General features: G+C 54.2%; 26 protein-coding genes. 7 read left to right on the forward strand and 19 right to left on the reverse strand.

Annotation, left to right across the window (positions count from 1 at the left end):
• The first annotated feature begins 45 nt into the window (after nt 1–45).
• From folX to AC1MKH_RS17065, 5 genes are all read left to right on the forward strand, one after another.
• A complete protein-coding gene (gene folX, locus AC1MKH_RS17045; protein ID WP_015963638.1) occupies nt 46–408 on the forward strand; it encodes a dihydroneopterin triphosphate 2'-epimerase in 363 nt (120 codons plus the stop codon).
• 21 nt (nt 409–429) lie between these two features.
• Complete coding sequence (locus AC1MKH_RS17050) at nt 430–1,323, forward strand: TIGR01777 family oxidoreductase (RefSeq protein WP_276219748.1); 894 nt, start codon at nt 430–432, stop codon at nt 1,321–1,323.
• 201 nt (nt 1,324–1,524) lie between these two features.
• Nucleotides 1,525–1,782 (forward strand): hypothetical protein, encoded by a 258-nt coding sequence (locus tag AC1MKH_RS17055; protein WP_276219747.1) that lies wholly within the window; start codon nt 1,525–1,527, stop codon nt 1,780–1,782.
• A gap of 3 nt (nt 1,783–1,785) precedes the next feature.
• Nucleotides 1,786–2,349 carry a helix-turn-helix transcriptional regulator gene (locus AC1MKH_RS17060; protein ID WP_276219746.1) on the forward strand — a complete coding sequence of 188 codons (564 nt, stop codon included), beginning with the start codon at nt 1,786–1,788 and terminating at the stop codon, nt 2,347–2,349.
• Nucleotides 2,350–2,404: 55 nt separating this feature from the next.
• On the forward strand, nt 2,405–2,911 hold the full coding sequence (locus AC1MKH_RS17065; RefSeq protein ID WP_276219745.1) for a GNAT family N-acetyltransferase: 507 nt from the start codon (nt 2,405–2,407) through the stop codon (nt 2,909–2,911).
• Nucleotides 2,912–2,937: 26 nt separating this feature from the next.
• Here AC1MKH_RS17065 and hisP read toward each other — a convergent pair whose 3' ends face one another.
• The 7 genes from hisP to AC1MKH_RS17100 all read right to left on the reverse strand — a co-directional run bounded on the left by hisP (nt 2,938) and on the right by AC1MKH_RS17100 (nt 8,893).
• On the reverse strand, nt 2,938–3,711 hold the full coding sequence (gene hisP, locus AC1MKH_RS17070; RefSeq protein ID WP_276219744.1) for a histidine ABC transporter ATP-binding protein HisP: 774 nt from the start codon (nt 3,709–3,711) through the stop codon (nt 2,938–2,940).
• A 7-nt stretch (nt 3,712–3,718) separates the two neighbouring features.
• Nucleotides 3,719–4,435 carry an ABC transporter permease gene (locus tag AC1MKH_RS17075; protein WP_015963633.1) on the reverse strand — a complete coding sequence of 239 codons (717 nt, stop codon included), beginning with the start codon at nt 4,433–4,435 and terminating at the stop codon, nt 3,719–3,721.
• Nucleotides 4,432–5,118, reverse strand: coding sequence for a histidine ABC transporter permease HisQ (locus AC1MKH_RS17080; RefSeq protein ID WP_015963632.1), 687 nt, complete (start codon nt 5,116–5,118; stop codon nt 4,432–4,434). Before AC1MKH_RS17080 ends, AC1MKH_RS17075 begins: the two co-directional genes overlap by 4 nt.
• A 68-nt stretch (nt 5,119–5,186) precedes the next feature.
• Nucleotides 5,187–5,969: a histidine ABC transporter substrate-binding protein HisJ gene (gene hisJ / locus AC1MKH_RS17085; RefSeq protein WP_276219743.1), complete on the reverse strand. Its 783-nt coding sequence runs from the start codon at nt 5,967–5,969 to the stop codon at nt 5,187–5,189.
• 232 nt (nt 5,970–6,201) lie between these two features.
• Nucleotides 6,202–6,984 carry a lysine/arginine/ornithine ABC transporter substrate-binding protein ArgT gene (argT, locus tag AC1MKH_RS17090; protein WP_276219742.1) on the reverse strand — a complete coding sequence of 261 codons (783 nt, stop codon included), beginning with the start codon at nt 6,982–6,984 and terminating at the stop codon, nt 6,202–6,204.
• A 294-nt stretch (nt 6,985–7,278) separates the two neighbouring features.
• Nucleotides 7,279–7,848 (reverse strand): UbiX family flavin prenyltransferase, encoded by a 570-nt coding sequence (locus tag AC1MKH_RS17095; RefSeq protein ID WP_276219741.1) that lies wholly within the window; start codon nt 7,846–7,848, stop codon nt 7,279–7,281.
• A 58-nt stretch (nt 7,849–7,906) separates the two neighbouring features.
• The gene (locus AC1MKH_RS17100) at nt 7,907–8,893 is read right to left on the reverse strand and encodes a LacI family DNA-binding transcriptional regulator (RefSeq protein WP_276219740.1); all 987 of its coding nucleotides are present in this window, start codon (nt 8,891–8,893) and stop codon (nt 7,907–7,909) included.
• 333 nt (nt 8,894–9,226) lie between these two features.
• Between AC1MKH_RS17100 and AC1MKH_RS17105 the strand changes: the two genes are divergently transcribed.
• Nucleotides 9,227–10,633, forward strand: coding sequence for an MFS transporter (locus tag AC1MKH_RS17105; RefSeq protein ID WP_276219739.1), 1,407 nt, complete (start codon nt 9,227–9,229; stop codon nt 10,631–10,633).
• Nucleotides 10,634–10,643: 10 nt separating this feature from the next.
• Nucleotides 10,644–12,605 carry a glycoside hydrolase family 127 protein gene (locus tag AC1MKH_RS17110; protein ID WP_327621835.1) on the forward strand — a complete coding sequence of 654 codons (1,962 nt, stop codon included), beginning with the start codon at nt 10,644–10,646 and terminating at the stop codon, nt 12,603–12,605.
• Between the two features lie 208 nt (nt 12,606–12,813).
• Here AC1MKH_RS17110 and hybG read toward each other — a convergent pair whose 3' ends face one another.
• The 12 genes from hybG to folC form a co-directional block, all read right to left on the reverse strand.
• A complete protein-coding gene (hybG, locus tag AC1MKH_RS17115) occupies nt 12,814–13,062 on the reverse strand; it encodes a hydrogenase maturation factor HybG (RefSeq protein WP_149461992.1) in 249 nt (82 codons plus the stop codon).
• Between the two features lie 12 nt (nt 13,063–13,074).
• Entirely contained in the window at nt 13,075–13,416 is a 342-nt protein-coding gene (gene hypA, locus AC1MKH_RS17120) for a hydrogenase maturation nickel metallochaperone HypA (RefSeq protein ID WP_276219737.1), read from the reverse strand.
• Complete coding sequence (gene hybE, locus AC1MKH_RS17125) at nt 13,409–13,900, reverse strand: hydrogenase-2 assembly chaperone (protein WP_276219736.1); 492 nt, start codon at nt 13,898–13,900, stop codon at nt 13,409–13,411. The genes hypA and hybE overlap by 8 nt, the downstream gene beginning before the upstream one ends.
• Nucleotides 13,893–14,387, reverse strand: coding sequence for a HyaD/HybD family hydrogenase maturation endopeptidase (locus tag AC1MKH_RS17130; RefSeq protein ID WP_276219735.1), 495 nt, complete (start codon nt 14,385–14,387; stop codon nt 13,893–13,895). Before AC1MKH_RS17130 ends, hybE begins: the two co-directional genes overlap by 8 nt.
• The gene (gene hybC, locus AC1MKH_RS17135; protein ID WP_276219734.1) at nt 14,387–16,090 is read right to left on the reverse strand and encodes a hydrogenase 2 large subunit; all 1,704 of its coding nucleotides are present in this window, start codon (nt 16,088–16,090) and stop codon (nt 14,387–14,389) included. The genes AC1MKH_RS17130 and hybC overlap by 1 nt, the downstream gene beginning before the upstream one ends.
• Nucleotides 16,087–17,265: a Ni/Fe-hydrogenase cytochrome b subunit gene (hybB, locus tag AC1MKH_RS17140; RefSeq protein WP_108473566.1), complete on the reverse strand. Its 1,179-nt coding sequence runs from the start codon at nt 17,263–17,265 to the stop codon at nt 16,087–16,089. Before hybB ends, hybC begins: the two co-directional genes overlap by 4 nt.
• Entirely contained in the window at nt 17,255–18,238 is a 984-nt protein-coding gene (gene hybA, locus AC1MKH_RS17145) for a hydrogenase 2 operon protein HybA (RefSeq protein WP_276219733.1), read from the reverse strand. Before hybA ends, hybB begins: the two co-directional genes overlap by 11 nt.
• Before the next feature lie 2 nt (nt 18,239–18,240).
• Entirely contained in the window at nt 18,241–19,359 is a 1,119-nt protein-coding gene (gene hybO, locus AC1MKH_RS17150; protein WP_015963621.1) for a hydrogenase 2 small subunit, read from the reverse strand.
• A gap of 387 nt (nt 19,360–19,746) precedes the next feature.
• Nucleotides 19,747–21,264: an amidophosphoribosyltransferase gene (gene purF, locus AC1MKH_RS17155; protein ID WP_276219732.1), complete on the reverse strand. Its 1,518-nt coding sequence runs from the start codon at nt 21,262–21,264 to the stop codon at nt 19,747–19,749.
• A gap of 33 nt (nt 21,265–21,297) precedes the next feature.
• Nucleotides 21,298–21,786, reverse strand: a complete 489-nt coding sequence (gene cvpA, locus AC1MKH_RS17160; protein ID WP_015963619.1) for a colicin V production protein — start codon at nt 21,784–21,786, stop codon at nt 21,298–21,300.
• A 266-nt stretch (nt 21,787–22,052) separates the two neighbouring features.
• Nucleotides 22,053–22,754, reverse strand: coding sequence for a cell division protein DedD (gene dedD, locus AC1MKH_RS17165; RefSeq protein ID WP_276219731.1), 702 nt, complete (start codon nt 22,752–22,754; stop codon nt 22,053–22,055).
• Nucleotides 22,744–24,012, reverse strand: coding sequence for a bifunctional tetrahydrofolate synthase/dihydrofolate synthase (gene folC / locus AC1MKH_RS17170; RefSeq protein WP_276219730.1), 1,269 nt, complete (start codon nt 24,010–24,012; stop codon nt 22,744–22,746). The genes dedD and folC overlap by 11 nt, the downstream gene beginning before the upstream one ends.
• Nucleotides 24,013–24,021: the final 9 nt, after the last annotated feature.

A 24,021-nucleotide genomic window follows, 5' to 3' on the forward strand; every position in this document is an offset into this window, starting at 1 on the left:
TTCGTGTATGATGGCTGGGACAACTATAAAAGGGAGTAATCTGCAATGTCTCAGCCAGACGCTATTATCCGCATCAAAAACCTTCGCCTGCGCACCTTCATCGGGATTAAAGACGAAGAGATAGCCAACCGACAGGATGTGGTTATCAATATCGAAATCCGCTATCCGGCGGACCGGGCACGCAACAGCGAAGATATTAACGATGCGCTGAACTACCGCACGATCACCAAAAATATCATTAGCCACATTGAGGGTAACCGCTTCTCACTGCTGGAGAAATTAACTCAGGATGTGCTCGATATCGCACGTGAACATCACTGGGTCACCTATGCTGAAGTTGAGGTCGATAAACTTCACGCGCTGCGTTACGCCGACTCCGTTTCCATTGCTATGAGCTGGCAACGTTAAGCGCTTCCTGACGGAGGTGGCATGAAGATTCTGATTACCGGAGGAACCGGGCTGATTGGCGGCCATTTAATTCCGCGCCTGCTGGAGCTGGGTCATGCGGTGACCGTGGTTACCCGCAGCCCGGATAAAGCCCGGCAGCGTTTTGGCTCGCGCGTTGAGGTCTGGAAGGGGCTTGACGACAAGCGCACGCTCGATGGCATTGATGCCGTCATCAATCTGGCGGGCGAGCCGATCGCCGATAAGCGCTGGACCGATACGCAAAAACAACGGCTGTGCGAAAGTCGCTGGCATATCACGGAAAAGATTAGCGCATTAATTCAGGCCAGCGAAATGCCGCCTGAAGTGCTGATATCCGGCTCTGCGGCGGGGTATTATGGCGATCTCGGTGAAGTTGTGGTGACCGAAGAAGAACCGCCGCACAATGAATTTACCCACAAGCTCTGTGCGAAGTGGGAACAGATCGCCTGCACCGCGCAAAGCGACCGTACCCGCGTTTGTCTGCTACGCACCGGGGTCGTGCTGGCCGCGAAAGGCGGTATTCTCGGCAAAATGCTGCCACCGTTCAAACTTGGGCTCGGCGGGCCAATCGGTAGCGGCCGACAATATCTGGCGTGGATCCACATCGACGATATGGTCAACGGCATTTTGTGGTTGCTCGATAATCCGCTGCGCGGGCCGTTCAATATGGTTTCCCCCTACCCGGTCCACAATGAACAATTCGCCCATTCCCTCGGGCACGCATTACATCGCCCCGCCATTCTTCGCGTACCCGCCACGGCCATTCGTCTGCTGATGGGGGAATCGTCGGTACTGGTGCTGGGCGGGCAACGCGCCCTGCCAAAACGGCTGGAAGAGAGCGGTTTTGTCTTCCGCTGGCACGATCTCGATGAAGCGCTAAAGGATCTTTTAGCCTGAAACAGGGCACTCCTGTAAACGGGAGTGCTTTCCTGAAGGCGCCTCGCATAACGTCACTTTGCCTGGTTAACGACTTTCATCAACGTGAGGTCGCTTCCAACATCGTCAAAAAAGCTCTGTCATAACCCTCCCGTGATTATTTTACATCACAATAATGTTGACGAACGTCAACACCCTCTTCATACTCACGGGACCTCGCTGATGAAGGAACATCCAGATAAACATATCAGAGCAGCAATCCACTACGCGTTGGAACAAGATTGGATATTTGTCGCTGGCGGTAAAAGCGCCCACTGTTTTGGCAGATTGAAATGCGGCACTCCCAAACATCAGGAACATATGATGAGCATCTGGTCTACACCTGCCGTACCCGTACACCACGCACACCAAATTATCCGTATGGTGGAAAGGTGTAAGCCAGGCGTGATACTCATCCGAAACAACACAAAGGAGCAGTGAACAATGCCACTCTTTAATTTCACGTTAACGCTCTCGGGCGTCAACGCCAGCACACCCGGCCTTGAGGATGCGTTATATGCAGCAGGCTGCCAGGATGCGCTAGTCTGTTTTTACGGCACTTCGGTCTATCTTGAATTTGACCGTGAAAGCCCCTCGCTGGATGCTGCCATTCTATCCGCCATTCGTGACATCGAATCATCCACCTCGCTACATGCTCGTGTGGAGTCCGTCGATTCTGCGCTGGTTGGCTTAAGTGATATCGCCGGATTAACCGGGCTGACGCGCCAGGCAGTTGCACTTTTAAAGGAAGGTGCGCGTGGTAGCGGTAATTTCCCAGGGCCTGTACAACGCGTGAAAGGTAACTCCCCGCTCTGGCGCTGGAGCAGCATCGTTGACTGGCTGGTCTCTGAAGCACGCATTTCCGCAGATTCCCCGCTGGTCACGCAGGCACACATCATGGATAGCCTGAACCTTGCGCTACAGCTTCGAGCCTCACTGGAAAGCCAGACGGTACTCAACTATTACCATGGTCTTAGCAATCACCACGCTGCACTCAAGAGCCTGTAATCCCACACGTTGAGGTGTTAAGGTAATCGCTTCTTTACCCGTTATGGCATTGAATATGATTACCCTCACCACGCCGCGTCTGCTGCTCTCATCCTTCAACGAATCTGACTGGCCTTTTTTCCTGCGACTCCGCCAGGATCCTCAGGTGATGCGTTATATGGGGGATGTATTGAGTGACGCCGCGCTGCGAACGGTTTTCGATGCGCGCTGCGCCGATAGTGGCGTATTCGTTCTGCGTGAAAACAGCGGTGAGCCAATCGGTGATATTGGCTTACGTATCAGCAGTAAAAACCCACATGAAGCAGATGTCGGCTATGCGCTGTTGCCGTGTGCGCAGGGGAAAGGCTATGCACGCGAAGCCCTGAGCGCTATCTGCCAGTACGGGTTTACTGAACTGGGTGTGAATGCCATTAATGCCTGGGTGCTGGGCGAGAACCGCAGTTCTTCGCGCCTGCTGGAAAAACAGGGGTTTGTGCGCATTCAGGTACTGGAAAATGCCTATCATCTGAACGGTATTGACTACGACGACTGGGTCTATCGGCTGGAACGTCCGCACGAATAGCCCGGAGGAGCGCCGGGCTGAAAAGATTACTTCAGCGAACCTTTGAGGAACTGCTGCAAACGCGGGCTTTGCGGGTTATCGAACAGTTGTTCAGGTTTACCCTCTTCCTCAATTTTTCCCTGATGCAGGAAGATAACGTGTGACGAAACGTGACGAGCAAAGCCCATTTCGTGCGTCACCACCACCATGGTTTTCCCCTCTTCCGCCAGTTGCTGCATGATACGCAGCACCTCGCCCACCAGCTCCGGGTCCAGCGCGGAGGTCGGCTCATCAAACAGCAGGACTTCCGGCTCCATCGCCAATGCGCGGGCAATCGAAACACGCTGCTGCTGGCCGCCGGAAAGATGCACCGGATATTTCGCCTGCTGACGCGCGTCGATGCCCACCTTCGCGAGATATTTTTCCGCTCGCTCGCGCGCTTCCTGCTTGCTCAGGCCCAGCACCTGAATTGGCGCTTCCATCACGTTCTCCAGCACCGTCATGTGGCTCCAGAGATTAAAATGCTGGAAGACCATCGTCAGACGGGTACGCAGCAGCCGCAGCTGATTTTTGTCAGCGACTTTCAACTGACCGTCTTTATCACGCACCAGCCCGATATTCTGGCCGCTCACCACAATCGTGCCTTCGCTTGGTTTTTCGAGGAAGTTAATGCAGCGCAGAAAAGTACTTTTCCCCGACCCGGACGAGCCAATAATACTGATCACATCCCCGGCGTCCGCCTTCAGTGATACCCCTTTCAGCACCTCGTGTTCGCCGTAGTGCTTATGCAGATCGATTACGTTTAATTTATTCTCAGGCATCGTGTTCTCAGTGCGAAGAAGAAGGTTTTACATGCTGCAACCAGCGTTTTTCCGCTTTGCGGAACAGAGAGATCAGCACATACGAGATAATCAGATAAAGCACCGCCGCAATCCCAAATGCCGTAAACGGCTGATAAGTGGCAGAGTTGATATCCCGGGCAATCTTCAGTAAGTCCGGCACGGTGGCGGTGAATGCCAGCGCCGTCGAGTGCAGCATCAGAATCACTTCATTGCTGTAAGCCGGCAGCGCAATACGCAGCGCCGACGGTAAAATAATGCAGCGGTAAAGCTTAAAGGAGGAGAAACCATAGGCGCGCGCCGCTTCAATTTCACCCGCCGGCACCGCGCGAATCGCGCCCGCGAAAATCTCGGTAGTATAAGCGCAGGTATTCAGCGTTAGCGCCAGCACCGTACAGTTCAGGCCGCTACGGAAAAAAGCGTTCAGCAGCTCGGTGCCTTTCACGATTTCGAGCGTATACATGCCAGAGTAGAACACCAGCAGCTGTACATACAGCGGCGTGCCGCGAAAAATATAGGTAAACAGCCACACCGGGAATTTGATGTATTTATTGCTGGAGACGCGGGCAATGGCGAGAAACAGCGCCAGAATTCCACCCATCACCACCGAAGAAATCAGCAGCCACAGCGTAATGGCGACGCCGGTGAAGCGATAACCATCCGTCCACAGCAGGGATTGCCAGTATTCCTGAATAATCTCGATCACAGGTCAGCCCTCTTCACGCCCACGGAGTAACGGCGTTCGAGCAACAGCAGCACACCATTGGAAACGGTTGTAAATACCAGATAAATCAGGCCACAGACGATGGCGAAATAGAAAGGTTCCCAGGTACTTTTCCCGGCCAGCTGCGTGGCTTTCACCACATCTTCCAGCCCCAGCAGCGACACCAGCGCTGTCGATTTGAGAATAACCTGCCAGTTGTTGCCAATCCCCGGTAGCGCGTAACGCATCATCGCCGGGAACAGAATGCGGCGAAACGTCTGCCCGCCGGTAAAGCCAAAGGCCGTCGCCGCTTCGATGTGCCCTTTCGGCACCGCCATAAACGCGCCGCGGAAGGTCTCGGTAAAATAGGCGCCGTAGATAAACCCAAGCGTAATAATACCGGCGATCATTGGGTCGATGTCGAACTGGCTCAAGCCGAGTGAATCGGTCACCACGTTCAGCGCCATCTGCAACCCATAGAAAATCAATAACATCAGCACGAGATCTGGCACGCCACGAATCAACGTCGTATAGCCTTCAAATATCAGCGCCATCACGCGATTATTGGAAAGCTTTGCGCCAGCCCCAACCAGGCCGATAAGCACCGCCAGTACCACCGAACTGATTGCCAGCTCGAGGGTCACCAGCGCGCCCTGAAAAATGACTTGTGAAAACCCGTAAAGCATTCAGCCTGTCCTGTCTTATTATCACCGTCGCCCCATTCTGAGGCGGGGCGACGGGTGGTCAGCGAAGGTTATTCGCCGTATACGTTAAAATCGAAGTACTTTTTCGCCAGCTTGTCATACGTGCCGTCAGCACGCATTTCAGCAAACGCTTTATTCAGCGCTTCACGCAGTTCATTGTCGTCTTTACGCAAGCCCATACCGGTGCCCACGCCAAACAGTTTTTCATCTTTGATGGACGGGCCACCAAATGCGTAATCTTTACCAATCGGTTGTTTCAGGAAACCTTCGCTTGCCGCGACTTCATCCTGGAAAGCAGCGTCAATGCGGCCTGCGGTCAGGTCGGAGTAGATGTTGTCCTGACCCTGATAAGAGACAATCTCAACCCCTTTTGCCGCCCAGTGTTCATTCCCGTAGGTTTCCTGGGTAGTGCCCTGCAATACACCGACACGTTTGCCTTTCAGGGTGGCGAGATCAGGCGTTACCGGAGAGCCTTTTTTCACAACCAGGCGAGAGTCTGCTGCATAAAGTTTGTCGGTAAACGCGATTTCCTGCTGACGTTTTTCGGTGATCGACAGCGAAGACATAATGGCATCGATTTTCTTCGCTTTCAGAGACGGGATCAGCGCGTCCAGCGGGTTCTCAACGAAGGTACATTGTGTCTGGATACGCTTACACAGCTCTTTTGCCAGATCGATATCAAAACCAATCAATTCACCCTTCGCATTCTTTGATTCAAACGGTGCATAGGTTGGGTCGGTGCCAATTCGTACTTTTTGTGGGATTGCTGCGAAAACACTCGAAGCGCTTGAAAGCGCCAATACCAGAGAAAAAGATAACGCCAGCTTTTTCATAATTATCCTCGACTGCCTTTGATTTCTGCGGGTTTGTCCAAAAAATCCTGAGCAGTTATCGTGCCACTTTTCAGCCCAGAATGGCAAAGCATTCTGCCCTGTCTGTTGGCTTTTTTCTCACTAAAAATGCGTATTTATGCAGGAATGCACCACTTTTGTGCACGGAGTGCACAGCTTCGAAACATTGGCAGCGTCAATGCACCATTTAAGTGCATTGACGCTGCCGGGGAAATTAATCCCCGTAGACGTTGAAGTTAAAGTACTTCTTCGCCATCTTGTCGTACGTGCCATCGGCGCGGAGTTCAGAAAGCGCTTTATCAAACGCCTGCTTCAGCTCAGCGTCATCTTTACGTAATCCAACGCCCGTGCCGTCGCCAAAGAATTTTTTGTCCTTCACGGAAGGCCCGGCGAAGTCAAAATCTTTCCCGGCAGGCTGTTTGAGGAAACCTTCGCTGGCGGCCACTTCATCCTGCAAAGCGGCATCCAGACGCCCCGCGGCCAGGTCGGAATAAATCAGATCCTGGTTCTGGTAAGCGACGACATCAACGCCTTTGCTGCGCCAGTTTTGGTTAGCGTACGCTTCCTGAGTCGAGCCCTGCAATACGCCGACGTGCTTACCTTTCAACGAATCCAGCGTTGGCTGAATAGGCGAACCTTTTGCAGCAATCAGACGTGAATCTGCCGCGTAGAGCTTGTCGGAGAAGGCAATCTCCTGCTGTCGTTTTTCGGTGATAGAGAGAGAAGAGATAATTGCGTCGATTTTCTTCGCTTTCATGGAGGGGATCAGGGCATCAAAATCACTGCCGACCCAGGAACACTTCACCTGCATGCGTTTACACATTTCATTACCCAGATCGATATCAAAGCCGATGAAATCGCCTTTGGCATCTTTCGAGGAAAACGGCGCATAGGTGGTGTCAGTGCCGATGCGGATACTTTGCGGCAGCGCGGCGAACGCGCTGGACACGCTGCCAAGACCGAGCAGTAAAGAGAGAGCCAGAACCGTCTTCTTCATACATACCCCTTTAAAAATCGTGATGCAGTGAGCTGCTATCTAATAGGTTGTGTTGTGTGTTGCAGACCAACAGTGCAGCTTTTATGCCATCTTTATCGTCAGCGCTGACTTTGACGTTAAATTTGTTAATAAAAAGATGCAATATGGTAACAAGATAGGAAGATAGCAGTTCGGACACATAATCCGCAGCAGTAAAACGCAAAATACGTGATTAAATATCGAGGATTTGATCGGCGTTACAAAATCGCCCTGCAACAGGGCGAAAAGCACAGATTAGCACCACATTGGTGCAGCTCAGGCACCTTGCCAGCGGGTAAAGAGATCCTGCGGCAGGTCGATATTGAAGAGATCGAGAACGCGGTTAACTGTTTGATTTATAATATCATCAATGGTTTGCGGCCGATGATAAAACGCCGGAACAGGCGGCATAATCACCGCGCCAATTTCGGCGGCCTGAGTCATTAAGCGCAGATGCCCCAGATGCAACGGTGTTTCCCGCACGCAGAGCACCAGCGGGCGACGCTCTTTGAGCACCACATCCGCCGCGCGGGTCAGCAGCCCGTCGGTATAACTGTTCACAATGCCGGAAAGGGTTTTCATCGAACACGGCAGAATCACCATGCCCATGGTTTTGAAGGACCCTGATGAAATGCTGGCGGCGATATCGCGCGCATCGTGCACGACATCAGCAAAGGCCTGCACATCGCGCAACGAGAGATCCGTTTCCAGCGAAAGGGTTTGCCGCGCGGCCTGGCTCATCACCAGATGCGTTTCAATATCAGGCACGTCGCGTAAAACCTGAAGCAGGCGTACGCCATAAATTGCGCCGCTGGCACCGGATATTCCAATAATAAGTCGTTTCACTGTGACTGCCCTTTTTGCGTAATGCTGCAACTTTGCCGAATTATTGTCTGCCGTGCAACTATGCGCCATTAACCGAACTTTCACGCACCACCAGTTTTACTGGCAGGAGCATATTCCTGTCGCTCTCATCATTAAGCAATAAGCGGAAAGCATCGCGGCCCAGTTCACGCTTGTCGATAGCCACGGTAGTTAACGGGGGATAAGCCCAGGCTGCAGCGTCAATATCATCAAAACCAACAATCGCGATATCCTGCGGTACGCGTACGCCCCGACGCGCGCATTCCCGCATCGCGACCAGCGCCGCCACGTCGTTGTAGGCAAAGATGGCATCGGGCGGTTCGGGCAAAGCCAACAGCTTTTCCATCCCATTCACCAGCGCATCTTCGATATCTTTAACCGGAGGAACTTCAATTCTGTAGTCAGAAGGAACGGTTAACCCGGCATCAAAAAGCGCCTGCTGATAGCCCTCCACTCGCTGGCGAATACTGTAGTGCCCCTGCGAATTACCTAAAAACGCAACACGGTGTCGGCCTTGCTCAATCAAATGACGCGTGGCGATAAACCCTCCATGAAAATTATCAGGGTTCACGCAGGGAAAATCAGCCGCCCATAAATCAACCAGCACCACCGGTAAGGTGATTTTGCTAAGCTCTGCCAGAATTTCAGGCTCCAGATACCCGGCCCCCATCACTGCATCCGGCTGATGCAACTGAATTACTTCAGCAAGCGCATCGTCCGGCCCAACGGGCTGAAAACTCATGGCAATGTCATTTTCGCGACAGGCATCGGCAACGCCGAGCATGACGTTCGAATAAAACGGCAGCGCGCTGGCGATATTATGTTGACGATGGAGCAGAAACAACAGTCGCTTAATACGCCCGCCACGTAGTCGCGTAAAGTCATAGCCCTGCGCTTCGGCAATTGCCAGAATGCGCTGACGTGTTTCTTCAGCAAGGCCAGATTGCCCTTTCAGCGCGCGGGATACCGCGGCAATAGAGACACCGCTTGCTGCCGCGATATCCTTGATTCGTGTTTTTTTTACCATCCCTCTCTTTTGCCGCCTTTCGCCATCCGTTGTTCATTTAGCGTTTCAGTATAAGTGTTTTTACTAAAAAACAATCGTTAATTCTTCAAAATGCGAGCGATTAGCAAGCCCGCCAACGACCATTCCAGCCCTCAAAAGTGACTCAAATCACATTTAATTATCTATTTCTAGTAAAAAACAGATCAGATTCACATTGAAAACATCTCATCATTTACGTCCTAGCCTCATCAGCCCTACTCTAAAAATCGCACTATTTTTACTAAAAAACTGTCAGAGATGCGCCGTAATGACTGTTTAGCCAATAGAAACTGCTAACACTTATGGAGATTGATTATGGCTACTGCCGATAATCTGGATGGTGATGTACTCAGGAGAGAGGATGCCGGAGAGACGCTCTCAACACGCGAAAAAATCGGCTATGGATTAGGTGATGCGGGCGGGCACTGTATCTCCGATTTAATCAGCGGCTTTCTGCTCTTTTTTTACACCGATATATTTGGTTTAAGCCCCGCTATCGTTGGGGCAATGTTCCTGATCTTGCGTATTTTCGATGCCATCTCTGACCCGGTGATGGGCGTCATCGCGGACCGCACACATAGCCGCTGGGGCCGCTTCCGCCCCTGGCAGTTATGGATTGCGGTGCCATTAGGCGTTATTGGCATTCTTACCTTCACCGTTCCTGAGATGGGCCCGAATATGAAAATCGCCTGGGCATTCGGTACCTATTTCCTGCTCTCTGTGGGCTATACCGCCATCAACGTCCCGTACTGTGCGTTGATAAATGCAATGACCAATCGCCACGACCAGGTGATGACCTGTCAATCCTGGCGCTTTGTATTAAGCGGCATTGCTGGTTTTCTTGTCGCCGTTGGCTTGCCGTGGATGGTGGAATTTTTCGGCAAGGGGAATCTGGCAAAAGGCTATCAATACGGCGTCACTGTTATCTGTACGGTCGGCGTGGTGATGTTTCTTCTGTGCTTTTTCTGGGTGAAGGAACGCGTACCGCTTTCACTTGCCGGAAAATTTACGTTGCGTCAGCACCTGCAAGGCTTATGGAAGAACGACCAGTTACTGCTGATGCTGGTGATGTCCTTTCTGCTGGTGAATATTCTGTGCATTCGCGGCGGCGGTTATATGTACTTTATCTCGTACGCGCTGGAAGGCAGCGCCGGGTTTATGTCGCTGTTTTTCGCGGTGGTGACCATTGCGGCCATTCTTGGCGCCATTGTGGTTAACCCGCTCTCCCGCCGCATCGACATGGTGAAGCTCTATTTTTACACCAATCTGGTGCTGGTCGCCTTTGGCGTCATGATGTGGTTCCTGCCAACCGGAGCGCAGCATCAAACGTTGTGGTTAGGCTGCATTTTGATCAACAACATCGTTCTGGGATTCACCCTGCCCCTGCACTTTTCCATTATGGCTTTCGCCGACGACTACGGCGAATGGAAAAATGGCGTCCGTTCTTCGGGTATGAATTTTGCCTTTAACCTCTTTTTTATCAAGCTCTCCTGGGCCTCTTCCGGCGGAATTATCAGCCTGATTCTCATCATGGTCGCTTATCAACCTGGGCTTGAAAATCAGACTGCGGCGTCAATTCAGGGTATCACCGCGCTGCAAAGCCTCGCGCCCGCCATTTTCCATCTGGTACTGGCGTTATGCCTGCTCAAGTGCCGTTTGAATGGCCCTATGATGCAGCGCATTTCCACCGATCTTCATCAACGTCATTCACAGTTATCCTGAGGAATAGAAAATGCACGCTGAAGTGATAGAAGCACCTTTGAATCACATCACCATTACTGACCCATTTCTTGGAGAGTATCAAAGACTTATCCGCGATGTGGTTATCCCTTATCAATGGCAGGCGCTTAACGATGCCATTCCGGAAGCGGAACCCAGCCATGCGTTGGCTAACTATCGCATTGCCGCAGGAATGCAGAAGGGCGAATTCTACGTCATGGTTTTTCAGGATAGTGACGTCACGAAATGGTTGGAAGCCGTTGCCTGGTCATTGTCACAGAAACCCGATTCGGCGCTTGAACAAACGGCGGATGACGTTATTGAATTACTGGCTCAGGCACAATGTGAAGACGGCTATCTTAATACCTGGTACAGCGTGAAGGAGCCTGGCCTGCGCTGGACAAACGTTGCGGAGTGTCATGAGCTTTATTGTGCGGGTCATCTGTTCGAGGCAGCAGTCGCCTTTTATCAGGCGACCGGGAAGCGTCGTCTACTGGAAATCGCCTGTCGCTTTGCCGACCATATCGACACGGTTTTTGGCCCTAATGAAGGTCAACGACGCGGATACCCAGGACACCCGGAAATTGAACTTGCGCTGATGAGACTCTACGAAGTCACGCTGGATAACCGCTATAAAGAGCTGGCTCGCTTCTTCCTTGAAGAGCGTGGAAAACAGCCCTACTACTACGATATTGAATTTGAGAAGCGTGGCGGAACCTGGCACTGGAATGACTGGGGTGACGCGTGGATGGTGAAAGACAAAGCATACACCCACGCGCATAAACCGCTCAACGAGCAGCATCAAGCCGTCGGCCATGCCGTACGTTCTGTTTATTTGATGACGGGATTGGCCCATCTCGCACGCATGACTCACGACGAAGAAAAACGCCAAACTTGCCTGCGGATCTGGAACAATATGGTACACAAGCGCATGTATATCACCGGAGGCATTGGTTCGCAGGCCGTGGGTGAAGCGTTCACCAGCGATTACGATCTGCCCTCAGATACCGCCTACGCCGAAAGCTGCGCCTCCATCGGCCTGATGATGTTCGCCCGTCGAATGCTGGAGATGGAAGGCGACGCCCAGTATTCCGACGTCATGGAACGCGCATTTTACAATACCGTGCTCGGCGGTATGGCGCTGGATGGTAAACACTTCTTCTACGTTAACCCGCTGGAAACGCAGCCCAAAAGCATAGCCTGCAACCATGTGTACGATCATATCAAACCAGTACGTCAGCGCTGGTTCGGCTGCGCCTGCTGCCCGCCCAATATCGCCCGCACGCTGGTCGCTATCGGACATTATCTTTTCACTCCGCGTAAAGATGCGCTGTTTATCAACATCTATGCGGGGAGCAAAGCACGGTTTGAAATTGAAGGGAAATCGCTGCAACTGCGTATAGACGGCAACTATCCGTGGGAAGAACGGGTGACCATAACCTTCGATAATGCGACACCAGTTGCGCATACGCTCGCCCTGCGCCTTCCGGAATGGTGCGAAAACCCAACTGTTCAGGTTAACGGTGAACGAGCGCAGGGAGAGGTCATTAAAGGGTATCTTCACGTCCATCGCCACTGGCAAAAGGGAGACTGCATAACGCTCACCTTACCGATGACGATCATGCGTGTATACGCCAATCCTCGGGTCCGCCACACTGCCGGGAAAGTCGCTATACAGCGTGGGCCGCTGGTTTACTGTCTGGAAGAAGCAGATAACGGGGCGGACTTGCACAACCTTAATTTGCCGCAAGGCGCTGAATTTCGTCTCAAGCAAGGTATCGGTGTACTGAAAGGAAAAGTGCTGCTTCAGACTGAAGGCACCCGACTGGCGACGCCCTCAGAAGGCGAAGCGTTGTATCACTTTAACCATCGACGCACTGCCCTTCAGCCGCAAACGCTCACCTTTATACCGTGGTTCAGTTGGGCAAATCGTGGCGAAGGTGAAATGCGTATTTGGCTAAACGAACAAGCGTAATGGTTAGACAGGCGTTCCCATAAGGGAACGCCTCAGATAGCGGACAAAGTGCGCTTTGTTCTTGCCGGATGCGGCGTAAGCGCCTTATCCGGCCTACAAAACAGTGCAAATTTAATAAATTGCAGAAACGCTGTAGGCCTGATAGGCGCAGCGCATCAGGCAATGTTGCGTTTGTCATCAGTCTCAGGCATTCCCACACGGGAGCGCCTTAGGCTACCGTTTCGTCATACTCCATCTGCCGCAGCGCTGCCAGCGTCGCCTGCGCTTCGGCTTCATCAATAATGCTCATGGCAAACCCCACGTGCACCAGCACCCACTGCCCAACGAGGTCGGCGGTGTCGCCTTCGCAGATAAGCGCAATATTCACATCGCGCTTCACGCCACAGACTTCCACCTGCGCGAGCTGGTGAATATCTTCACCCACGGCCAGCACCTGGCCCGGTACGCCAATACACATAATTAACTCCGGTTATTCCACTTCAATACTTTTTACCCGCAACGAATCGCCCGTATCGACGCGCAAATTCGCACCATCACACTGCGGGCAGCGCGCATCATGCTGGGTGATTTCAACCGCGCGGCTGCAATCCCAGCACCAGGCCTGTGCGGGTCGGTACTCAATATGCAATTCACAGCCTTGCGCGACAGTGTGCTGACAGACGATATCAAAGCTGAAACGCACGGCGCTCTCTTCCACGCAGGAGAGCGCGCCGATCTCCAGCCATACGCCCGTCACGCGGTTAACACCGTGCTGCTCGGCCTGCTGCTGGATGATTTCCACCGCGCTCTGGCACAGCGACAGCTCATGCATCCGCCACGCTCCGACGGCCAAACAACAGCGAGCGACGACTTGCCATACTCGGCGCATCCGGGTTGCTCACCGCAAGGGAAAGCAGCATCCGCGCACAATCATCCACAAGCCGCAGCCCCTCATCCACCGAAAGCGCTTTAGGCAGCGGCGACAGCAGCGAGCATGAAAGATATTGCGAAACGCCTTCCAGCTCACTCACAGTGAAGGTCATGGTACCGTAAGGCAGTTGCAGCCCCAGTTTTTCACTGACGGTGCGACGCGGCCAGCGTTGGTCCGGGCCAGGGAAAATAACTGCGCTCAGCATCCACGGAGTGATAACGCAGCCCGTCCACTGCCCTTCAAATACCGTGAAGTTCGACACGGAAACGGGCATTGCTGGGTGGAGAAACGCCAGGTCATGCATCGAACGACGAGCCACCTCTTCAAACGCCGCCTGCACCAATAACTGCGGCGACGTTGAGAAACCGCTGATCTCTTCAGACATGCGTTTCCTCCCGGACAACTACTTCAACACCCGATTCGCGCAGCGCCATCAGCACCTGCTCCAGCGCGGGCGTGATCATCGCCTCTACGGTTGGCGTTAAACCGATATGGGGCTCAAGGGATTCAGGGATAACGCCTACCAGGGTGAGTTTTTTCGGAAACTCCCCTGTGAAGCGCAGGGCCGACAGAACGTCGGCCAGCCCAAGCTGATGCGGGGAGATTTTATTGGTAAACAGCGCCGGAACTTCATCGTCGCGCAGCACCATGATCGTGCCCGGCGCATTTTTGCGTGAGACAATAGCATCGGCGATAATCAGATGATCGCGGTCGGCCATATCGCCCAGCAGCTCCATGCCTGCCGTGCCGCCGTCGAGTACCTCGACGTAATCCGGCAGGATATAACGCTGCTCCAGCGCTTCCACAATACGCACGCCGATAGCCTCATCGGTGAGCAAAATGTTGCCTACGCCTAAGACTAAAATCCGCATCACAGCACCTTCACCGCGACAACATCGTTGCCGTCGGCGTCCACAACATGCACCGCGCAGGACATGCACGGGTCGAAGGAGTGAATCGTGCGCACCACTTCCAGCGGTTTTTCCGGATCGGCGACCGGCGTACCCACCAGCGAACGTTCATACGGGCCGACTTCGTCGTTGAAGTTACGCGGGCCGGAGTTCCAGGTAGAGGGTACAACCGCCTGATAGTTGCTGATAATGCCGTCTTTGATCACCATCCAGTGTGACAGCATACCGCGCGGTGCCTCGAGGAAGCCGACGCCTTTAAACTCACCCGTTGCCGGAATATTCGGTTTCACAAAGGTGGTATGGTCACCCTTGCCGATGTTCGTCACCAGCGCGCTGTACTGATGCTGAAGAATATGTTGCAGTTCGCAGCAATGAACGGTACGCCCGATGATGCGACCAAGTGTTGAGTGCAGTTGTTCAACGCCCAGCGTTTTACCCGTCAGCTTAGTGTAAATGGCGATGATTTCGTTGAGCTTCGCGTGTGTTGATTCGCGTTTTGCCGCCAGTTTGCACAGCATATTCGCCAGCGGCCCCACTTCGACGGTTTTACCGTAGAAGGTCGGCGCTTTCACCCATGAGTATTTCCCGTCGTCTGACCAGCCGGTATAGTTCGGCACGGTGGTGCCCTCCCACGGCGCCTGCGGTGCTTCGTCTTTATACCACGCGTGCTTCGCGCTCTCCTGAATCCCTTTAATCAGGAACTCATCAGACTGCGAACTGATAGGGCGATAGGTCGAGAGGTCACTGTTGGTGATATAGCCGCCCGGGAAGAGGAAGCTGCCGTTTTTACCGTCGGTCGGGAATTCCGGCGTTGCCAGATAGTTCACCGCTCCGCGACCACGCTCCAGCCATTCCGGATAAAACGCCGCAATGACCGCCGTATCAACTTTATAAACCTGCTCAACGAAATCGCTCAGCTTATCGATAAAGGATTTGATGTACATCAGGCGTTCAAGGTTCAGCACGCCCAGGCCATCAAGGTTGATAGGGTTCGCTACCCCGCCGACGGCGAGGTTCTGAATGTGCGGTGATTTACCGCCCAGCAGCGCCACCACGCGGTTCGCGTCGCGCTGGCACTCCAGCGCCTGTAAATAGTGCGCAACAGCAATCAGGTTTACTTCCGGCGGCAGTTTCATCGCCGGGTGCCCCCAATAGCCGTTGGCGAAAATCCCTAACTGACCGCTGGCCACCAGGTCCTTGATTTTATTCTGAACTTTGGTGAACTCTTCCGCACTGTTCAGGTGCCAGCTCGATACGCCGGTCAGCATCGCCGAGGCTTTCGCCGGGTCGGCTTTCAGGGCTGACGTGATATCCACCCAGTCGAGCGCCGAGAGCTGATAAAAGTGCACAATATGGTCATGCGTGGTGTGCGCCGCCAGGATGATATTGCGGATATGCTGGGCATTCACCGGCACATCAATTTTCAGCGCGCTCTCCGCCGCACGCACGGAGGCAATCGCATGCGTGGTGGTACACACGCCGCAAATACGCTGCACAATCATCCAGGCATCGCGGGGGTCGCGATTTTGGACAATCTCTTCCATGCCGCGCCACATAGTGCCGGACGCCCAGGCCTTAGACACCACCCCATTTTCAATTTCGCAGTCGATGCGCAGGTGCCCTTCAATTCGGGTTACCGGGTCAATCGTAATTCTCTGGCTCATGCTTTGCTCGCCTCATGACGCTTGTTGTCGTTTTGTTTTAAAGGGGGAAGTATCGGCAACAGACGAATGAGCAGGATGTATGCACAAATCTCAATTGCCACAAAACCCATAGAAATCAGCAGTTCTTCCCAGGTTGGGAAGTAGTGGTAGCCGCCACCGGGGTTGAATGCCACCAGCGAATAGGAGATACGCCAGGTCGCACAGCCCAGCAGCGCACTCAGTGCGGACAGGTAAAGCATGCGCGAATCATTGCGCAGTTTCCCGACGCGCAGTACCACCAGCGGGAAGAGCATCAGCAGCGCTTCCAGCCAGAACAGGAAGGAGTAGAAATCACCCGCAAAGGCATACGACAGTTTGTGGCGATAAATCAGCTCACCGACGCGCAATACCAGGAACAACGCAAGCAATACGCTGGCGGTATTCATCAGCTTCACAAACAGCGATTTCTCATCCGGCCCTCTTCCCCGTAGCCCGGTTTGCACCAGCGAACCTTCAAACACCACAATGGCGAAGCCCATGATGAAAGCGGTCAGAACCGAGAAGAGCGGCAGCATCTCGTAGCTTTGCCACAGTGGATGCACTTTATAGCCTGCCGAGATCATCAATGACCCCATGGAAGACTGGTGCATTGTCGGCAGCAGCGCGCCGAGCGCAATGATGAAGAACATCAGTTTATTGAGGAACTTCAGCGGCACCTTCCAGCCCATACGTTCCAGCAGCGCGGGCGCGAACTCCAGTGCCATGACGCCGATATAGATGGTCATACAGACGGCGGTTTCAAATAGCACCGAGTTAACGTTAAAGTGCCCCGGAATGTAAAAGTACGGCAGGTTCCAGTAACGCCCAACGTCGATGGTGATCGACAGGCCACCGAGCGAGTAGCCAAACAGGCTGGCCAGCAGCGCCGGACGCACCAGCGGGTGATAACGCCCTTTGTTGAAGACATATACCGCCCAGGCCAGCGCCCAACCGCCGCAGGCAAAGCCGGTGCCGATCAACAAATCGAAGGCGATCCAGATCCCCCACGGGTATCCACCGTTAAGATCGGAAACAGAACCCAATCCCCAGATCAGACGTTTGACGATCATGATCAGGCACAGCACAGCCAGCGGAGCGAAAATAATGATCGGCTTGCTGATAATTTTCCCGCCCAGCGGTTTTGGATCATGACTCATGATCGTCTCCTCCATCGTGAGGGCCGCTTTTGGTATTGCGACGCACCAGCACGGTTAACCCCGCGAGCAACGCAAGCGGCAGCATCATGCCTTTATAAACGGTGTGTTGTACGTGTTCAGAACGCGCCCCGGTAGAGAGCTCATCCAGCTTCGGTAAGCCCAGATTCTCATAAGGTACACCGGTCAACACCAGCACCTGCGTTCCGCCGCCCTCTTTCTCACCGTAAAGGTGTGGATGGTAGTTCGGTACCGTATGCAGGTAGGTATCCCCTGTTTTCAGGGTCTGACGCGGGTAGTGGTATTCGCTTCCTGGCTTCAGGGCCAGACGTTTTTTCGCCTCCGCCATCAACTCTTCGCGTGTGCCAAAAATCACCGCGCCCGCCGGACAAACGGAGACGCAGCCGGGCAATCCGCCTTTATCTAAACGTTCAACGCCCTTCTGATTACACAGTTCACATTTGTGAATCGCGCCAAACGGGTTGTTGTAATCGTATTTCGGCACGTTATAGGGGCAGGCGACCATGCAGTAACGGCAGCCGGTGCAGACATCTTTGTTGTAATGCACAATGCCGGTTTTCGGGTCTTTTCTCAGCGCCTGAACCGGGCAAACGGAGACACAGTTCGGGTCTACACAGTGCATGCACTGCTTTTTGATGTAGGCGTAGCCGTTCTCTTCGCTGTCTTTGTTAACCCCCGTTCCGCTACGCCACACCTGAATGATGTTATTGGTATAGGGCGAAAGTTTGTCGTTGTTGGACCAGGTTTGTTCGCCCTGCGGGTTGCGTGCCGGGAAGTTGATATTCTGGCACTCGGTCACGCAGGCCTGGCAGCCGACACAAAGCGTTGAGTCGTATAACATCCCCAACGAACCAGGAATGGGCGGACGGTTTTCCGCCGCCTGAGCCACGGAAGGGGCAGCCCCCAGCAGCAAGGCGCCGCCGGAGGCAGCTTTAATAAAGTTTCTTCTGTTCACGGTTATTCTCCCCGTGAGTCAGTGTTATCTTTCTTCTGCTGACGCCCCAGCTCGCGAACGGCCATCACGCTGACGCCCGCCACCAGGCCAACCACGCCTCCCAGTAAACCCACGGCGCCCGCTGAAATCTCGCCGCCCTCTTTCAGGTCTACATCGGGTTTTTCCGCGCGCGGTGTTTGATTTTCAACCGTTGCCAGTTGGTGGATACCTTTGTGGAAACCGACGCCCTCTTCGTTACAGCCGTAACACGGATGACCAATCGCCACCGGCCACACGCCGCCAACATCGCAGAATTGCAGCGTTGAGCAGTTGCCGTACGTTTCCGGCCCTTTGCAGCCCAGGTGGTACAGACACCAGCCCTGGCGGTGACCTTCATCGCCAAACTCTTTCGCAAAGCGCCCGGCATCAAAGTGCGGACGGCGTTCGCAGTGTTCGTGGATCAGGCGACCATAGGCGAAGGTTGGGCGATTTTTGGCATCCAGCTTCGGCGGTTTACCAAAGGTGATGATATGCGCGACGGTCGCGAGGAAGTTGTGCGGGTTGGGCGGGCAGCCAGGAATGTTGATTATCGTTTTGCCCGGCAAGGCTTCCTGAAGCCCTACCGCGCCGGTCGGGTTAACGCCCGCCGCCGCCACGCCGCCCCAGGCCGCGCAGGAGCCAATCGCAATAATTGCCGCTGCCCCTTCTGCCGCTTTGCGGATATGGTCGATAATCGGCTCACCGGCGACCATGCAATAAATACCGTTATCTTTTAACGGGATCGAGCCATCGACCACCAGCACGTACTGACCTTTATATTTCTCAAGGGCGTTGTGCTTGTTCTCTTCAACCTGATGGCCGAAGGCGGCGGAGAGTACTTCGTGGTATTCCAGAGAGATAGTCTCCAGCACGAGGTTTTCGACGGTTGGGTGGGTAGCGCGGAGCAGAGATTCCGTGCATCCGGTACACTCCTGCGCGCCAATCCAGATAACCGGCGGACGCTGCGGGCGGGTGATTGATTCGGCCATCTCGGCGGCCGCTTTACTACTGAGCCCCATCGTGGCGGCCAGCGCTGCACAAAGCTTCATAAAATCACGGCGGTTAACGCCATGAGAAGTGCTGAGGGTGTTATCTCCAGTCATCTTGTTGTTATTCCGTAACGAAGACTTGGGTTTCTCCTGCACCTCTCGCAGGTTGCAAAAGGCGCACCATTGACCACATTTATTTTATGGTTATTGGCAGCATACTACTCCGCCATATAGACAAAACGAAGGGTCGAGAGGGTTTTGTAACCAATGAAAGCAGTTTTTCTTACCACCCCATTAACCCCTAATTGGCATTATCCACATATTAAAAATGGTTAATGGGCGCTACTATAAAATTTATGGCAGTGATGTTTATCCGGTTTGTTCACACTATTGAAAAACGGATTCTGAAAAATGTGAGGAAGGCGAAATTACTGCGAAAAGAGAGGGATAGGATTGGGGGTACAGAAAAGAAAACGCCAGGTTTCCCTGGCGTTAGACGCGTTAACCTTCGTTATGCATCTCTAAGTTTTCCACTTCGTTCTGCAACTGCACCGCTTTGGCGTCGTCGTTACGCAGGGAATCGAGATAATCGAGGTACTGCTGATCGACATCTTTGGTGACGTAAATCCCGTTAAACACCGAACACTCAAACTGCTGAATATCCGGGTTTTCTGCACGTACCGCGTCGATCAGATCGTCCAGATCCTGGAAGATAAGACCATCTGCGCCAATGATCTGGCGGATTTCGTCAACTTCACGACCGTGGGCAATCAGCTCGGTGGCGGTTGGCATGTCGATACCGTACACGTTCGGGAAGCGAATTTCCGGTGCGGCTGACGCCAGATACACCTTCTTCGCCCCTGCTTCACGCGCCATCTCGATAATCTGCTCTGAGGTGGTGCCGCGCACGATGGAGTCATCAACCAGCAGGACGTTTTTATCGCGGAACTCGGCACGGTTAGCGTTCAGCTTACGGCGTACGGATTTACGACGCAGCTGCTGGCCCGGCATGATAAAGGTACGGCCAACGTAGCGGTTTTTCACGAAACCCTGACGATACGGTTTACCCAGAATACGCGCAATTTCCAGCGCGATATCGCAGGACGTTTCCGGAATCGGGATCACCACATCGATGTCCAGATCTTCCCACTCGCGGGCAATCTTTTCACCGAGTTTGGTGCCCATATTTACACGCGCGCTGTAAACGGAAATCTTATCGATAAAGGAGTCCGGACGCGCGAAATAGACGTACTCGAACAGACACGGGTTGCTGACCGGGTTGTCCGCGCACTGGCGGGTGAAGAGCTGGCCCTTCTCGGTAATGTACACCGCTTCGCCCGGCGCGACATCGCGCAGGAACTCAAAGCCCAGGGTATCGAGCGCCACACTTTCGGAAGCAACCATATATTCCGTACGGCCATCGCCGATATCGCGTTTGCCCAGCACCAGCGGACGGATACCGTTCGGGTCGCGGAAGGCGACCATGCCGTGACCGATAATCATCGCCACGCAGGCGTAAGCGCCACGGATTTGGCGGTTAGTCGCGGCAATCGCGGCGAAGATGTTATCGGCTTCCAGCGGATAATGGCGGAAATTGTCGAGTTCGCTGGCGAAGATATTCAGCAGGATCTCGGAATCAGAGGTGGTGTTGATGTGGCGGCGCTTCTCTTCGAACAGTTTTTGACGCAGTTCGTGCGCGTTGGTCAGGTTGCCGTTATGGGCAAGCGTAATGCCATACGGGGAGTTGACGTAGAAAGGCTGCGCCTCAGACGCGCTGGAGCTGCCAGCGGTTGGGTAGCGCACGTGGCCAATCCCCATATTGCCCTGCATACGCTGCATATGGCGAGCTTCAAAGACATCGCTGACCAGCCCGTTTGCCTTGCGTAAACGGAAGCAGTTGTTCGCATCAATGGTGATGATGCCCGCGGCATCCTGTCCACGATGCTGCAGCACCGTTAACGCATCATAAATCGACTGGTTGACCGGCATAACACCGGCGATACCGACAATACCGCACATACGTCTTTTCCTCGTTAAGCCACATCTCAGGACTTATGTCCTGGGCAAGAAACTTGACGAGCTTTGCAGATAGTCAAAGAACCATCTGATGATGAAACTGAACTGCGGGATAAGCTGCGATTTATGCCAGTCTTCGCTTTTCGCAACGCCCGTAAAGGTATCGAGGAAGAACAGAATGGCGGCGACGATTAACACCCCGCGCAGTGCACCAAAGCAGATGCCCAACACTCTGTCCGTTCCCGACAAACCGGTTTTTTCCACCAGTTGACCGATAACGTAGTTAACGATAGCGCCGACGATAAGCGTCGCGATAAACAGTACCGCGATAGCAATCCCGTTGCGAACCAGTTCATCATCAAAGCCCGTGAACCAGACGGACAGGTAAGTGTAGTAATGACTCGCGACAAAGAAGGCACAGCCCCATGTCACCAGCGATAACGCTTCACGAACAAAGCCACGGATAAGGCTAACCAGACAGGAAAAACCTATTACCGCGATAATGGCGTAATCAATCCAGACCATATGTGTCCCACGATGCTACGCCCTGTCATCCGGTTCGGGGCGCATTCTAACAGAAAAAGAAAACGTTTGCGTAGGGATTTCCTTTCCCTGCGAAAATAAAAAAGGCGCTGAAAAAATGTTCAACGCCATCGCTTATGGAGGGGGTTTTTAATCCCCTCACCCCGGCCCTCTCCCTCAGGGAGAGGGAGAAAGCACGCACCGAACTTTACATCGTGCTCGATCGGTTCCCTCTCCCTGAGGGAGAGGGTTAGGGTGAGGGGTCGCCTTTAATTCGGCGAATACCCCATCACCACCCCGCTCAGCCCGGAAAGCTGCTTAAGCTCGCTAAGCGAGCCTTTCAGCTTATCTTTCGACGCGTCAGGCCCCACCAGGATGCGGGTAATTTTACCCTGAACCGGCGTGGAAGGCGACGTGTAGACGCGATAGCCCGCACCGCGAAGCGACGCGACAATCTCATTTACTTTGTCGGCGTTTTTCAACGCGCCAAGCTGCACAACGTACGCCTTCCCTTCCGGGGCCGTTTTTTCAGCTGGCGTCGGTTTGGCTGGCGGCGTTTCGGTCGCGGCGGCGATTTGCTCGCTGGCGACATCACGCGTTGGCTGCGGCTTCGGTTTCGGCGGTTCAACCGGTTTTGGTTTTGGCTTCGGTTGTTCCACCGGTTCCGGCGCAGGATCGATGCCATTATTGTTTGCTGCGGCAAAACGCCCCGGATCGAGCGACGGTGCTGCCGCATCGCCCGCCCTCACCTCTTCCGCCGCGCCTTCCGGCGGCTGCGCAGGCAGCGCCTGCGTCGCCGTCGGCAGCATATCGGGCTCATCCCGGTCGCCCGGTTTTGGCACCAACGGGATCGCGGCAAACTCATCCTGGTAGTGTTTTTTCTGCCCGTCGAGCAGCCCTGGCAGCACGATGACGCCCAGCGCTACCAGCACAATTGTCCCGACTAAGCGGTTCTGAAACTTACTTGCCACCGGTTCTCCCCGCGTCTAACTCTTCCATTACATGCGCTACCGTGTGGAATGAACCACACACCAGCACCGTATCTTCTGGCCCGGCATCGGCCATTGCCGCGTGCCACGCCTGCGCCACGCTGGCGTAGACGGTTCCTGCGCGTAAGTGTTTCACCAGCTCTTCAGCGGTGGCCCCGCGCGGCCCTTCTAAAGGCGCACAATACCAGCTATCGACAATACCTTCCAGACACGCCAGCGTACCGGCGATATCCTTATCATGCAGCATACCAATAACCGCCAGAACGCGCCCGGTCAGCGGCTCAGATTTGAGACGCCCGGCGAGATACGCGGCAGCATGCGGGTTATGGGCGACGTCCAGAATCACGCGCGGCGAGGTCTGGATAGTCTGAAAGCGTCCCGGCAGAATCGCGCTGGCTATGCCTTCACGAATGGCCTGCTCGCTGACGTTCAGTCCACTGGCCCGCAGTGCCGCCAGCGCAGTGGCGGCGTTCGGCTGCGGCACCTGTGGCAACGGCAATGTGTTCAGGCGGCCTGTCGCATCGCTAAACCACCAGTTTTCAGCGTCCACGCCATACTGCCAGGCAATATCACGTTGTAACAGCTGTGCGCCCTTTTCACGCGCCACATCAGCAATTGTTGTCGGCATATCCGGTTCACCCACAACCGCCGGACGCCCGGTACGGAAGATACCGGCTTTTTCACGGCCAATACTTTCGCGATCCGGCCCCAGCCAGTCGGTGTGATCCAGCGCGATGCTGGTAATGACCGCCACGTCCGGGTCCACCAGATTCGTCGCATCCAGTCGTCCGCCCAGCCCCACTTCAAGGATAACCACATCCAGCCCGGCCTGTTTAAACAACCACAGCGCCGACAACGTGCCATATTCGAAATAGCTCAAAGAGATTTCGCCACGCGCCTGCTCAATAGCGGCAAACGACGCCGTATGCGCGCTTTCTGCGAGTTCCGCGCCCTGCACGCGTACGCGTTCGGTATAACGCACCAGATGCGGAGAACTGTAAACGCCGACCTTGAAGCCCGCCGCCGTCAGTATCGCTTCCAGCGTCCGACAGGTGGTCCCTTTGCCGTTGGTTCCGGCAACGGTAAAAACAAATGGCGCTGGCTTTTGCACATTCAGCCGGGCAGCCACCTCGCCCACGCGTTCCAGACCGAGGTCGATAGTTTTGGTGTGGAGGTGTTCCAGATAAGAAAGCCACGTAGCCAGGGGCGACGTGGCCTGAGGAATAAGTTTGTTGTCCATGGTGCCCGC

The organism is Pseudocitrobacter sp. CD920760 (assembly GCF_057782505.1).